This is a genomic window from Burkholderia semiarida (assembly GCF_029268935.1).
Lineage (GTDB): Bacteria > Pseudomonadota > Gammaproteobacteria > Burkholderiales > Burkholderiaceae > Burkholderia > Burkholderia semiarida.
In genome coordinates, this window is the sequence record NZ_JAHLCL010000007.1 from 1,346,038 (window position 1) to 1,359,075 (window position 13,038).

Sequence of the window (13,038 nt, forward strand, 5' to 3'; positions counted from 1 at the left end):
GTGGGCCCCTGCCATGTGCGTCCGTCTTTGTGAGATGTTAGTCCGCAGAGTTTAGCGGAAAGGTTGCTCGTACCGATGTAGGGGAAGTCGCCCACTCGCCCCTGCAGCGGCCACCTACACGTTCAGCACGAATGTCCGCAAACGAAATAGTACGGCTGCTCAAATTCTATCTTTCAATGGCGGTTCTTGGCTGAAATGCGAACTTCGCGAGAGAAGATCTGGGCCGACGCGAGCCGCCAAAGTAACTTTTCGCCTGCACCATGACGATCCTCTCGCCCGATGCGATTGCCTCGCTCCGTCAAGCACTTCGCAGACAGACTGGCTCGCACGCGAGGCCCAAAAATCCACGGCAGGTCAGTGGTGCATGTCCGCCGAGCGCTGCGGCTCATGGAAAAAATGGTCTGCGCGGCCGAGCTGGAGCTGAAGAAGAACGGCTATCCCGATTCGTTCGCGCTTGACCAGCTCCGCCGCATGATCGACGGCGCTCGCTTCGATTGACAATAGTTGACTGAGCGCGAGGTGGCCAACGATCAGACGTTCCCCCGGAAATGGTAAATTCATACGAAAACCAAACCTACGAGAGAACATATGGCCAGAGCCATGATCTGCGTCGGCGATACGACGACGCATGGCGGCCGCGTGCTGGAGGGCAGCGCGACCTCGACCATTGATGGAAAGCCCGTTGCCGGCGTCGGACACAAGGTACTTTGCCCGCAGTGCAAGGGGGTCTTTCCGATCCTGCCGACGGGGCGGCAATACTCGCACACGTTCGACGGACGAGAAACCGCCGTCGAGGGCATGAAAACCGCGTGCGGAGCGACGTTGATCGCCTCGCAGTCGTCCGCGACATTCGACGACGTCGGATCAGGCGAAGCGACGTCGGGCGGCGCAGTCGCAGCTGTCGCAGCCGCGGCTGCAGCGCTTGCCCCCTCGCCGACGCTCTGTCTCGAATGCCTGAAAGCCGCGGCCGAGAATGCCGCGACGATGATCGCGCGCGGATAGCCCATGACCGGAAATTCGATCGAGGCTTACTTCATCAAGCGTCAACAGCAGTTGACCATGCAGGTGCATCTGTACGCCCTTGTCGATGGCCTTCTGTACGCTGATGCGGCCGGCGGTTCATCGCCCCAACGATCGCAGTCGGCCATAGCCGTATTCGACGGCACGCAGGACGCGTCACTCGCAGACGCTGGGCCATGGCTGTTTGCGTACGAGACGGCCGCTGGCAATATTCGGCGAACCCTCTCCACCATGGCCAGCAGCTCCACCGGTGTGTCGTGGCTGATCAGCGCATATCCGATCGAATCACTCGCTGACGAGCTGCGCGGCCGGCTCGACGTACGCTTGCCGGATGGAAGCACTGCCCTGCTCCGCTTCTACGATGCCCGAATCATGGCCGACGTGGCTTCGCTGATGGAATTCACGCAGCGCATGCAGTTCTTCGTGCCGACATTCGACTGGCTTGTCGAAGTAAATGGAATACTCAGGGGAGTACACCCGCATGCTTGAGCTGACCAGCGAACAGATCGCCGGCCTTGCCGAGATCGACGCGCGCGGATACGTCGAGCGCGTCAGGCAGGATCTTGTCAAAGCCGATCCCAAACTTGCCGACGACAACACTCTGTCAACGCGTCTATGGAACGCATACAACGCCGCGCGTCAACTCGGCATCCATGCAGATGAAAACGTGGAAGCGTTTCTGCGAATCGAAGCGTACGCGCCTAGCTTCTACACGAAGCCCGCCACGCACGCGTGGCTCACACGTCCAGGCCGATCACCAGACGAACGATTTCACGACTACTTGCGCGTCATAAAGTGGCGCGTCGAACATCCGGAATACAACGGGGGGTTTGAGCATGGGAGCAGCACTTCCACTACTGGAGGGGGTATTGGCGGAGCTTGGGCCGGTCTTGGCGCGCGCTGGCGCCGCCTTATTGGGAGGGATCGGACTGGCGGGAACGGCGAGCCTGTCTAGCGACACGACGAAGGATGAGAGCAAGGCCAAGACCGACGCCAAGGCTGTCCCGCGCACGGGGGAAAAATGCAAAAAATGCCCGCCTGAAGAGACTGGGGCCGCGGAAAACAAAAAGCACAACATGTCGCCTCGCTCCCGCAAGTATCAAGGGCGGATAACCGGGCGGCCGTACAGCATCGAAGAAGGATGGAACGAAGAGTGGGTTTGGCTCGGCACTGAGTTTGACGGGTTCGTACCAGCAGAATGCCTGCTTCAAGAAGCGAAGTCACACTATGCTCAGTTCCTTAGACGAAACGACGAAGGCGAGATGAAGGCGCAAACGTGGTTCGAGGGATACGAATCTCTGTTTAGCCAACTGAATACCCAAGCGAAGAAGGTGAATATGAACCCACCGGCCCGCTTGAAGTGGTTCTTCGAAGAAGCCGAATTGCGCGAGTACATGCTCCCAGCCTTGATCGAGAATAAAGTAGCATCCGTCTGGCAACCTTAACCGCGACGATCATGGATATCAGACTGAAATTCAAGGATGACTCACTTGAGCCGACCAACTTCGCTGAAGTCTTGTCACGCATTCAAGTCGTCACACATGCGCTCGCCGAGATCGAGCCGACGATCAATCAATGGTATGCACGCGGGCAGAGCCGAGAGGAAGCACGGCTATATCAGGCATTCGACGATGGCTCACCATCGACCGCCATTCTCGCTGTACTGAAACACAAGTTTGGCGATCATCCGGATGCAACATACGTGAGCCTTTGGGACGGTAACGAGGACATCAACGAAGGCACAACCATTTCGTGCCATCTCAACGAACCGGGCTACGTCAACACGTTCGAACTTTCTCTGTCGAACAAGACGATTCTCAGCAATCTGGATTCAGTGTTGAAAATCGTTCGTGCTGCTACGGCTGCATTCAAACCCGCATACGCCGCTGTCGGCCCGAGAAGCTACGCGGCACGACAGGTGTTTGACGACAAGCCCGGCGTCGGCTGGATGATCTACCTGCCCACCGTGATTACGCAGCAGCAGGTCCCCGAGGCACGCGAAGTGGTGGCCACGCCTGAGCCCGGAAAGAACCAAACCGGCACCATCATCGTCAGCACTACCGACGCACCGTTCTCGACGAAGAACCCCGAGCACATCGAAGCTGCTAACCGCATCGAGATCCGACTCGTGGAGCAAGATCTCCTTCCCGCTTTCGACGATCTGTAAGCGCGGTGTCGGCACGATGTTTCGCGCCGACACCTTCGACTAGAACAGACCCACGGGCTGCGCTGCGTCGTCCCAGTTGAAAATAATCAGTTCGTTTCGCTCGACACCCCTCCCACCGCCGACCGTGTATTGAATCGGCACGGTCTCGATGTGAAATCCGTCGAACACGCGCCGAATGTCCGGATGGTCATTGAGGCTCACGATCGCGCGCCCTTTGATCGACCGCAGCCGTTGCGCCATCTTCTCGTACTCGCCGAACGGAAACGGCACGCCATACCCTTCCGTCTCGTAATACGGTGGATCGAGGTAGAACAGTGTGTGCGGTCGGTCATATCGATCGATACACGCGGCCCAATCCAGCCTCTCGATATACGCGTTCGCGAGCCGCAAGTGAGCCGCCGACAATTCTTCTTCAAGCCGCAACAGGTTCAGGCCCGGCGGATGTTCGGTTCGCGTCCCGAAAGTTTGCCCCTCCAACTTCCCGCCAAAGCAACTTTTCTGCAGGTAATAGAACCTCGCAGCACGCTGGATATCGGTGAGGGTTTCCGGGATCGTCTGCTTCAACCACTCGAACACGCTTGGTTGCCATGCGCTAATGCGAACTCACCTATACGGCCAAAGAGCCGACTTAGGCGTGGTTACGCGTGTTTCTTGAGTGGTTAGAGGCGACTTTGTACCACTCTAGGCAACTCTATTACAAGAATGAAAGCGCCGCAGAAAAAAGAAAAGCCCTGATTTCTCAGGGCTTTATCTCGTTCTACTTGGAGGCGCGAGCCGGAGTCGAACCGGCCTAAACGGCTTTGCAGGCCGCTGCATAACCGCTTTGCTATCGCGCCAAAAGCGGACTGTCCGGATGCCGTGAGGCAAGCGACAGATTTTTATTCGAGGACCGGAAGTCCATCAAATAAAAAGGGAAGCGTGGCTTCCCATGACTTGGAGCGGGAGACGAGTCTCGAACTCGCGACCTCAACCTTGGCAAGGTTGCGCTCTACCAACTGAGCTACTCCCGCATTGTCCTGCATCTGCAGCGCTTCGCCGTACCACACGCTGCCGGAAAAATCTGGAGCGGGAGACGAGTCTCGAACTCGCGACCTCAACCTTGGCAAGGTTGCGCTCTACCAACTGAGCTACTCCCGCATGTGTCCTGCATCTGCAGCGCTTCGCCGTACCACGCGCTGCCAGAAAAAATCTGGAGCGGGAGACGAGTCTCGAACTCGCGACCTCAACCTTGGCAAGGTTGCGCTCTACCAACTGAGCTACTCCCGCGTATTGCTGCACTACTGCTTCTCCGTCACACATTCACTTCGTCGTGCAGCGGAGAAGCGAGATTATGTCGAAGGCACATTCGTATGTCAAGGGCTTTTCCAGCCCTTTTTACAAAAACCGCTGCCACCGAGACTGCGCGGAGGCAGACGCGCAGAGGCGACGCGGGTCACGCGCCGCCGCGCTCGCGAATCTGCGGCCACGCGAGCTTCATGTAGTACAGCATCGACCAGATCGTCAGCACCGCCGCGAGATACATCAGCCACTCGCCCCACACGCGCGTATCGATCGTCACGACGCCGAGCGGCAGCGGCCCGTAGAACAGCAGCATCGGAATCGCGACCATCTGGCACGCGGTCTTGAACTTGCCGAGCTGGTTCACCGCGACGCTCTTCGACGCGCCGATCTGCGCCATCCATTCGCGCAGCGCCGAAATCGCGATCTCGCGACCGACGATCACGAGCGCGATCGCCGCGTCGACCCGCGATATCTGCACGAGGATCAGCAGCGCGGCCGTCACCATCAGCTTGTCCGCCACCGGGTCGAGAAATGCGCCGAACGACGACGTCTGGTTCCACTTGCGGGCGAGGAATCCGTCGAACCAGTCGGTCAGCGCGGCGAGGATGAAGATCGCCGCCGCCGCGAGATTGCGGTGCGCGCCGCCCATCACCGTGTCCGGCAGATAGAACACGCCGACGACGAGCGGAATCAGCACGATCCGTACCCACGTCAGGAAAATCGGGAAATTGAACGGCATGGCATGCGGGACAGTAAAGGATTCGCAATTGTGCCGTGTCGACCGGCCTGCCACAAGAACGCTGGCAACGCCGCCGGCCGCACGGCCGCGTCAGTGAAGCTGCTTGTAGATCTGCTCGGCGAGCGCGTGCGAAATGCCTTCGACGCTCGCCAGTTCCTCGACACTCGCGGCCACCACGCCGCGCAACCCGCCGAAGCGCGCGAGCAACCGCTGCCGGCGCTTCGCGCCGACGCCCTCGAGCTCCTCCAGCCGCGACGTCTGGCGCGCCTTCGCCCGCTTCGCCCGCATGCCGGTGATCGCGAAGCGGTGCGCCTCGTCGCGGATCTGCGCGACGAGCATCAGCGCGGCGCTCTCCTTGCCGAGCTCGAGCGGCGCGCGGCCGTCCGCGAACACCAGCGTCTCGAGGCCGACCTTGCGCCCCTCGCCTTTCGCGACGCCGACCAGCATCGACGTATCGAGCCCAAGCTCGGTGAACACCTGCCGCGCGATCTCGACCTGGCCCTTGCCGCCGTCGATCAGCACGATGTTCGGCAGCAGGCTCGACGCCTCTGCCTGGCGCGTCGACTCGCCGTCGATGCCGGCCGCTTCGTCGGCGGCGGCCGCCTGCGCGGCCTGCTCGACCATCTTCTCGTAGCGGCGCGTGAGCACCTGCCGCATCGCCGCGTAATCGTCGCCCGGCGTGATGCCCGTGATGTTGTAGCGGCGGTACTCGCTCGACTGCATCTTGTGGTGGTGATAGACGACGCACGACGCCTGCGTCGCCTCGCCCATCGTGTGGCTGATGTCGAAGCATTCGATCCGCAGCGTCGCAAGATCGTCGCTGTCGTAGCCGAGCGTCTCCGCGAGCGCGCGTGTGCGCGCCTGCTGCGACCCTTGTTCGGACAGCAGCCGCATGAGCGCGATCCGCGCGTTCTGCTCCGCCATCGACAGCCACGCGCGCCGCTGCCCCTGCGGCTGCCGCACCAGCGACACCTTGTGGCCAGCCTGCTCGGACAGCAGCTCGAGCAGGTCGCGGCTCGCGGGCGCATGGCTGACGACGAGCACCGGCGGCACGCGGTTGCCAAGATAGTGCTGCGCGATGAACGCATCGAGCACCTCGGCCTCGACCGAGGCCGCCGCCGTGGCACGCGCGCCGCCGGCCTCTTGCGCGGGCTGGTCGGGCACTGCATCGGCCGGCGCGTCGATCGCCTCCGCCGGCTCGGCCTCTTCACCGAGCCCGCCTTCGGCGAGCGTCAGCGCGCTTTCGACGTGCGTCGGAAAATACGCCTTGTCGCCGAGATGCCGGCCGCCGCGCACCATCGCCAGGTTCACGCACACGCGTCCGCCCTGCGCGACGACCGCCAGGATGTCGACGTCGCTGTCGCTGCCGACCTCGATCGCCTGCTGGTGCAGCACGGTCGCGAGCGAGCTCATCTGGTTGCGCACGGCCGCCGCCTGCTCGAATTTCAGCTCGGCCGCGAACGCGTGCATTTTCTGCTCGAGTTCCTTCATCACTTCGGACTGCCGGCCGAGCAGAAACCGCGCGGCGTTCGACACGTCGACCGCGTAATCCTCGTCGGAGATCGCGCCGACGCACGGCGCCGTGCACCGCCCGATCTGATGCAGCAGGCACGGCCGCGTGCGGTTGTTGAAGACCGAATCCTCGCAGGTACGCAACTGGAACACGCGCTGCAGGATCTGGATGCTCTCGCGCACGGCCCACGCGCTCGGGAACGGCCCGAAATACTGGTTCTGCTTGTCGACCGAGCCGCGGTAGTAGGCCATCCGCGGAAAGCGGTGCGCGGTGAGCTTCAGGTACGGATACGACTTGTCGTCGCGAAACAGGATGTTGTAACGCGGTGCGAGCGCCTTGATGAGATTGTTCTCGAGCAGCAGCGCCTCGGCTTCCGAGCGCGTGACGGTCGTCTCGATGCGCGCGATGCGCGTGACCATCATCGCGATGCGCGGCGACAGCTGCGTCTTCGTGAAATAACTCGACACGCGCTTTTTCAGGTCGCGCGCCTTGCCGACGTAGAGGACGGCGCCCGCCGTGTCGTAATAGCGATAGACACCCGGCATGTGCGGCAACTGCGCAAGGATCTTCTTCGGTTCGAACGGAGTATCGGAGGCTTCTGGGGATGTCATGCGTGATCCGGGCGCCTTGTAACGCGGAACGGGTCTATTAGAATCGCCAGTTTAGAGCATTCACCGGCCCGCTTCGATGCCACGCCCCACCGCCATCCCCCTCCGCGCCGTCCCGCTCGCGCCGGGCGAACCGATCGCCTGCGACCTCTTCTGCACGGTGATCGACAACTTCGGCGACATCGGCGTGTGCTGGCGCGTCGCGCGCCAGCTCGCGCACGAGCACGGCTGGCAGGTTCGCCTGTTCGTCGACGACCTGCACACGTTCGCGCGCCTGCTGCCGCAGGTCGATCCCGACGCCGCGCGGCAGACGGTCGACGCGATCGTGATCGAGCACTGGCATGCGGACGTCGGCGACGCGCTGGACATCGCCGATGTCGTGATCGAGGCGTTCGCGTGCGAGCTGCCCGCTCCCTATCTCGCGGCGATGGCGCGGCGCGCGCGGCGCCCCGTGTGGATCAACCTCGAATACCTGAGCGCCGAGGACTGGGTCGCCGATTTCCATTTGCGGCCGTCGCCGCATCCGCGCTACCCGCTGCTGAAGACGTTCTTCTTCCCGGGCCTGTCGGCGGGCACCGGCGGCGTGCCGAAGGAGCGCGACCTCGACGCGCGCCGCACGGCCTTCGACGCCGATCCGGCAGCCCGCGCCGCGTGGTGGCGGCGCGCGACCGGCGGCGCGCCGCCGGCGCCCGGCACGACGGTCGTCAGCCTGTTCGCCTACGAGAATCCCGCCGTCGATGCACTGCTCGCGCAGTGGCGCGACGGCCCGTCGCCGGTGGTCGCGCTCGTGCCGGCCGGGCGCCTGTCGCCCGCCGTCGCGCGTTTTTTCGGGGCCGAATCGTTCGGCGCCGGCGCGCTCGCTCGTAGCGGCAACCTGACCGCCCATGGGCTCGCGTTCGTTCCGCAGGCCGACTACGATCCGCTGCTGTGGGTCGCCGATCTGAATTTCGTGCGCGGCGAGGATTCGTTCGTCCGTGCGCAATGGGCGCGCAAGCCGTTCGTGTGGCACATCTACCCGCAGGCCGACGACGTGCACCTGCCGAAGCTCGATGCCGCGCTCGCGCACCTGTCGGCCGGCCTCGCCGACGCGCCCCGCACGGCGCTCGAGCGGTTCTGGCACGCGTGGAACGGCGCCGGCACGCCGGACTGGGCCGATTTCTGGCAACACCGCGCCGCCCTGGACGCCAATGCGGCCCGCTGGGCCGACGCGCTCGCGGCCGTTGGCGATCTCGCCGGAAAGCTGGCGGAATACGCAAAATCTCAGTTAAAATAAGCGGTTATCCGACGGCTGGCCACGCAAGCGCTCGCGTTTGAGCTTTGGGCGCCCACCGGAACGCATCTGCTTGGCGCCTCACCCGTTGTGCACCGCTCAGGCACTTATTTATTTGATTTGATCAGGACAGTTTTTTTATGAAAACCGCACAGGAACTCCGCGTAGGCAACGTCGTGCAGATCGGCAACGATGCCTGGGTCATCGCAAAGACGGAATACAACAAGTCGGGCCGTAACGCCGCCGTCGTCAAGATGAAGATGAAGAACCTGCTGACGAACGCGGGCCAGGAATCGGTCTACAAGGCCGACGACAAGTTCGACGTCGTCGTGCTCGACCGCAAGGAAGTGACGTACTCGTACTTCGCCGACCCGATGTACGTGTTCATGGACGCCGACTACAACCAGTACGAAGTCGAAGCCGAAATGATGGGCGAAGCGCTGAACTACCTCGAAGACGGCATGGCTTGCGAAGTCGTGTTCTACAACGAGAAGGCGATCTCGGTCGAACTGCCGACGATCCTCGTTCGCGAAATCACCTACACGGAACCGGCCGTCAAGGGCGACACGTCGTCGGGCAAGGTGCTGAAGAACGCGAAGCTCGCGACCGGCTTCGAACTGCAAGTGCCGCTGTTCTGCAACACCGGCGACAAGATCGAAATCGATACGCGCACGAACGAATACCGCAGCCGCGCATAAGCGCCAGCGATATCCGCGTCGAACAAAGCGCCCTTCGGGGCGCTTTTTGTTTGTCTGGCGCCAACAGCTGCCGCAGGCAGCAACCATGCGCAGCACAAAAGCCACCGGTAAAGATATTCAATTTGTATCATCGGTAACTGTTTTATAGCGCCGGAGAAATAATGCGCGTGACGCGTTCGGCGGGGCATAAAATCAATCTTTAATCCGACATGCGGCTGCGGTCCGCTGGCCGACAGCCCGCCTCTCTTGACTCGACTCGCGTCCACCATGCCACACGCCCTGATTGTCGAAGACGATCCCAACAGCCTGTCAGGCCTCACCGCGCTGCTCGCCGCGGACGGCTTCTCGGTCGACACGGCCACGTCGCTCGCCGAAGCGCGCACGGCGCTCGGCCGCTCGATTCCCGACGTCGTGCTCGTCGACCTGAACCTGCCGGACGGCAGCGGGTTCGACCTGCTCCAGCACCTGCCGCAGCAACAGCCGAACGGCTCGCTGCCGGTGATCGTGCTGACGGGCAACGCGACGGTCGAGAGCGCCATCGAGGGCTTGCGCCACGGCATCTGGGACTACCTGCTCAAGCCGATCAACATTCCGCGCCTGCGCAGCCTGCTCGCGCGGATTCCCCGCCCGTACGAGCTGATCGACGAAGTACAGTCGCTGCGTGCGTCGCTGCGCCATCTCGGCCGCTTCGGCGCGCTGGTCGGCCGCAGCGACGCGATGCAGCACGTGTACGACATGATCGAGCACAACGCCCACACCGAAACGGCCGTGCTGTTCTCCGGCGAGGCCGGCACCGGCAAGAAGCTGGCCGCGCGCACGCTGCACGAGCTGAGCCGGCGCCGCAAAGGGCCGTTCGTGTCGTTCGACTGCCGCATGCTCGCACAGGCCGGCCGGCACGGCGCCTCGCTCGACAGCGTGCTGTTCGGCCACGAACGCGGCGCGTTCGACGGCGCCGAGCGCCGCGAATCCGGCCTGTTCGAACAGGCCGGCGGCGGCACGCTGTTCCTCGACGAAATCACCGCACTGCCGCTCGTGCTGCAGGAAGCGCTGCTGCACGCGCTCGATTCGCAGAACTTCATGCGGATCGGCGGCACGAGCTCGATCACCAGCGATTTCCGGCTGATCGCGGCCACGCGCCGCCCGGCGCGCGAAGCGGTGGCGAACGGCACGCTGCGCGAGGATCTGTGGCTGCGCCTCGACGCGGCGTCGATCACGATGCCGCCGCTGCGCGAACGCGACGGCGACGCACTCGCGATCGCGGATGCGCAGATCGACGAACTGAACCGCGAAGCGCGCGCGACCGGCCGCAGCACGACCGACAAGCGCGCGGCGCCGGGCTTCGTGCGCGAATGCCTGTCCTACGAATGGCCGGGCAACGTGCGCGAGTTGCGGGAACGCGTGCGCTTCGCGTACGACGCATCAGGCGACTTCATCGAGACGCTGCGCGCCGGCGAGGCCAGCTTCTCTGCTGGCGCCGCACTGAACGGCAGCAGCGTGCAGATCAAGGTCGGCACGCCGCTGTCCGACGTCGAGGATCTGCTGATCCGGGCAACGCTCGACGCGGTCGGCGGTACGCGCCACCGCGCGGCGACGCTGCTCGGCATCAGCCCGAAGACGCTGTACAACAAGCTGCAACGGATGAAGGTGAACTGAGCGGACGCGCCCCTGCATGCGGGCGCTGGTCGAGTTTTACCGTTAGTTGCATCAAAGCCCGCTCCGGCGACTGCCCGACTCAGGGCTGTCGCAACACGTAAAAAAGCCGCGCGACTGCGCGGCCTTTCGTTCGGGGAGACCGGAACGGCGCGACTCGCGCCATCCCTGCCCGCTTACGCGAGCGCGCTGTTCAACAGCGCCCGCGCCTGCCGATACTCGGGTTGCGCGATCAGCTTGTCCCACTTGAGCGCCTTGCCGCGCGCGCGCATCCGCTTGAGGCGCCGCACCGATTCGGCCGAGGCCCGCGCCTTCAGTCCGTTCAGCACGACCTCGGCCGCGTCCGGCTGGTTGCAGACGAGCACCATGTCGCAACCGGCGGCGAGCGCGGCGTCGGCTGCTTGCGTGAGCGTGCCGCCTTCGCGGGCGGCCTCCATCGACAGGTCGTCGCTGAAGATCGCGCCCGTGAAGCCGAGCCTGCCGCGCAGGATGTCCTGCAGCCACACGCGCGAGAACCCGGCCGGCCGCTTGTCGACCTGCGTGTAGATCACGTGCGCCGGAATCACCGCGGCCAGCGACAGCCCGAGCCAGTCGTACGGCGCGACGTCCTGTTCGAGGATCGCGTCGAGCGTGCGGTCGTCGGTCGGCAGCGCGACGTGCGAATCGGCTTCCGCGAAGCCGTGCCCCGGGAAATGCTTGCCGCAGTTCGCCATGCCCGCGAGCGACAGCCCGTGATTCAGGCTCTTCGCGAGCAGCGTGACGACGCGCGGGTCGCGATGGAACGCCCGATCGCCGATCACCTTCGAGTGCCCGTAGTCGAGGTCGAGCACCGGCGTGAAGCTCATGTCGATCCCGCATGCGCGCAGTTCGGCGGCCAGGATGTAGCCGACGGCAGTCGCGACCTTCGTCGCGAGCAGCACGTCGCGATCCCACAGTTCGCCGAGGCGGCGCATGGCGGGCAGCACGGTAAAGCCGTCGGTACGGAACCGCTGCACGCGCCCGCCTTCGTGATCGACGGCGATCAGGATGTCTTCGCGCACCGCGCGGATCGAGTCGGTCAGCGCGGTCAGCTGCGCACGATTCTGGAAGTGCCGCGCGAACAGGATCACGCCGCCGGTATTCGGATGCGCGAGGCGCCGCGCATCGTCGCGCGACAAGGCCGTGCCGACGACGTCGAGCATGACCGGGCCGGGAGTCGTTTTCATCAGAATTTGCTCCGAGAAACTCCGCCATTGATGGCGGGAAGGAAAGGGGTGCTGTTGACAGGCAGCTTCTTCCACGGGTTAGGATCACCTGCATGATCCTTGTCTACCGCTACCGCGTGAAGTCGCTCAACGGACTGCTACGTTCGAGGAAGTCGACGAAAGCGGTTCGACCCAGTCCTGTTCGGCGTGCGGGTCGCAAGGCAGCACGGCGCGGCCGAAAGGTATCGCGGGACTGAGAATAAGAGAGTGGGCCTGCAGTGGCTGTGGTGTCGTGCATGATCGAGATACCAACGCTGCGCTGAACATTCTCCGATGCGGACATGCATCGCCAGGTGTGGGAATCCACCGCCTTTAGGCGGTGGATGACGTCAACGAATCGGGAATTCCGTCAGGAGGAGGTTCGGGAAACAGGTGCAGGGGCACGCGCGGCGGCCGTTTCAGCGTCCGTCTCGGCGATCACGAACGACACCGCGTAGTCGCGTTCGTCGCTGACCGTCACGCGCGCCGTGATGCCGCGCGCGGCCAGCCAGTCGGCCAGCTCGCCCGATGCGACCACGTACGGCTCGCCGCTCGGATGATTGAGCGTCTGCAGTGCACGCCACGTCATCGGCCAGTGCATGCCGAGCCCGATCGCCTTCGAGAACGCTTCCTTCGCGGAGAAGCGCGTCGCGAGAAACGCGATGCCGCGCGCCTCGGAGCGCGCGCGCCGGGCGTGGAACACGCGTAGCTCGTCGGGGCCGAGCACCTTCTCGGCAAACCGGCCGCCCGTGCGCTCGAGCACGGCCGCGACGCGGCTCACTTGCGCGATGTCGGTACCGATACCGTAGATCGCCATGTCAGTCTCCGCGGGGGTGGCCCGGCGAGGCCGGGTCAAGAGCGTCGCGAAC

General features: G+C 63.8%; 12 protein-coding genes, 4 tRNA genes and 2 pseudogenes. 9 read left to right on the top strand and 9 right to left on the bottom strand.

Translation table 11 applies throughout. The features are described 5' to 3' along the window. Positions 1–588: 588 nt before the first annotated feature. The 5 genes from KPB06_RS19055 to KPB06_RS19075 are packed head-to-tail and all read left to right on the top strand — an operon-like array spanning position 589 to position 3,187. Positions 589–1,002, top strand: coding sequence for a PAAR domain-containing protein (locus tag KPB06_RS19055; protein WP_099316207.1), 414 nt, complete (start codon positions 589–591; stop codon positions 1,000–1,002). A 3-nt stretch (positions 1,003–1,005) separates the two neighbouring features. Beyond that, positions 1,006–1,509 carry a DUF4123 domain-containing protein gene (locus tag KPB06_RS19060; protein ID WP_099316206.1) on the top strand — a complete coding sequence of 168 codons (504 nt, stop codon included), beginning with the start codon at positions 1,006–1,008 and terminating at the stop codon, positions 1,507–1,509. After that, a complete protein-coding gene (locus KPB06_RS19065; protein WP_124657613.1) occupies positions 1,502–1,975 on the top strand; it encodes a hypothetical protein in 474 nt (157 codons plus the stop codon). Before KPB06_RS19060 ends, KPB06_RS19065 begins: the two co-directional genes overlap by 8 nt. After that, on the top strand, positions 1,857–2,465 hold the full coding sequence (locus KPB06_RS19070; protein ID WP_104012352.1) for a restriction endonuclease fold toxin 5 domain-containing protein: 609 nt from the start codon (positions 1,857–1,859) through the stop codon (positions 2,463–2,465). The genes KPB06_RS19065 and KPB06_RS19070 overlap by 119 nt, the downstream gene beginning before the upstream one ends. A gap of 11 nt (positions 2,466–2,476) precedes the next feature. After that, positions 2,477–3,187 carry an immunity 52 family protein gene (locus tag KPB06_RS19075; RefSeq protein ID WP_104012353.1) on the top strand — a complete coding sequence of 237 codons (711 nt, stop codon included), beginning with the start codon at positions 2,477–2,479 and terminating at the stop codon, positions 3,185–3,187. Between the two features lie 39 nt (positions 3,188–3,226). Here the strand turns inward: KPB06_RS19075 and KPB06_RS19080 are convergent. From KPB06_RS19080 to uvrC, 7 genes and pseudogenes are all read right to left on the bottom strand, one after another. Beyond that, positions 3,227–3,763: pseudogene (locus tag KPB06_RS19080) on the bottom strand (DNA adenine methylase); the annotation flags it as partial. Positions 3,764–3,949: 186 nt separating this feature from the next. Beyond that, positions 3,950–4,023 (bottom strand) — tRNA-Cys (locus KPB06_RS19085). A gap of 98 nt (positions 4,024–4,121) precedes the next feature. Next, a tRNA-Gly gene (locus KPB06_RS19090) sits at positions 4,122–4,197 on the bottom strand. 51 nt (positions 4,198–4,248) lie between these two features. After that, positions 4,249–4,324, bottom strand: a tRNA-Gly gene (locus tag KPB06_RS19095). Positions 4,325–4,377: 53 nt separating this feature from the next. Then, positions 4,378–4,453, bottom strand: a tRNA-Gly gene (locus KPB06_RS19100). 166 nt (positions 4,454–4,619) lie between these two features. After that, the gene (gene pgsA, locus KPB06_RS19105) at positions 4,620–5,207 is read right to left on the bottom strand and encodes a CDP-diacylglycerol--glycerol-3-phosphate 3-phosphatidyltransferase (protein ID WP_011544951.1); all 588 of its coding nucleotides are present in this window, start codon (positions 5,205–5,207) and stop codon (positions 4,620–4,622) included. 90 nt (positions 5,208–5,297) lie between these two features. Then, positions 5,298–7,331, bottom strand: coding sequence for an excinuclease ABC subunit UvrC (gene uvrC / locus KPB06_RS19110; RefSeq protein WP_059638288.1), 2,034 nt, complete (start codon positions 7,329–7,331; stop codon positions 5,298–5,300). A gap of 76 nt (positions 7,332–7,407) precedes the next feature. Between uvrC and earP the strand changes: the two genes are divergently transcribed. The 3 genes from earP to KPB06_RS19125 all read left to right on the top strand — a co-directional run bounded on the left by earP (position 7,408) and on the right by KPB06_RS19125 (position 10,949). Next, a complete protein-coding gene (gene earP / locus KPB06_RS19115) occupies positions 7,408–8,601 on the top strand; it encodes an elongation factor P maturation arginine rhamnosyltransferase EarP (protein WP_104012354.1) in 1,194 nt (397 codons plus the stop codon). A gap of 137 nt (positions 8,602–8,738) precedes the next feature. Then, positions 8,739–9,296, top strand: coding sequence for an elongation factor P (efp, locus tag KPB06_RS19120; protein WP_059573996.1), 558 nt, complete (start codon positions 8,739–8,741; stop codon positions 9,294–9,296). A 267-nt stretch (positions 9,297–9,563) separates the two neighbouring features. Continuing rightward, positions 9,564–10,949, top strand: a complete 1,386-nt coding sequence (locus tag KPB06_RS19125; protein ID WP_059573997.1) for a sigma-54-dependent transcriptional regulator — start codon at positions 9,564–9,566, stop codon at positions 10,947–10,949. 173 nt (positions 10,950–11,122) lie between these two features. Here KPB06_RS19125 and nagZ read toward each other — a convergent pair whose 3' ends face one another. Further along, positions 11,123–12,151: a beta-N-acetylhexosaminidase gene (gene nagZ / locus KPB06_RS19130; RefSeq protein ID WP_059573998.1), complete on the bottom strand. Its 1,029-nt coding sequence runs from the start codon at positions 12,149–12,151 to the stop codon at positions 11,123–11,125. Between the two features lie 136 nt (positions 12,152–12,287). On the opposite strand from nagZ, the pseudogene KPB06_RS19135 reads away from it, so the two are divergent. Then, positions 12,288–12,506: pseudogene (locus tag KPB06_RS19135) on the top strand (zinc ribbon domain-containing protein); the annotation flags it as partial. Positions 12,507–12,539: 33 nt separating this feature from the next. Here the strand turns inward: KPB06_RS19135 and acpS are convergent. Further along, the gene (acpS, locus tag KPB06_RS19140; protein ID WP_059573999.1) at positions 12,540–12,986 is read right to left on the bottom strand and encodes a holo-ACP synthase; all 447 of its coding nucleotides are present in this window, start codon (positions 12,984–12,986) and stop codon (positions 12,540–12,542) included. Between the last annotated feature and the right edge of the window lie 52 nt (positions 12,987–13,038).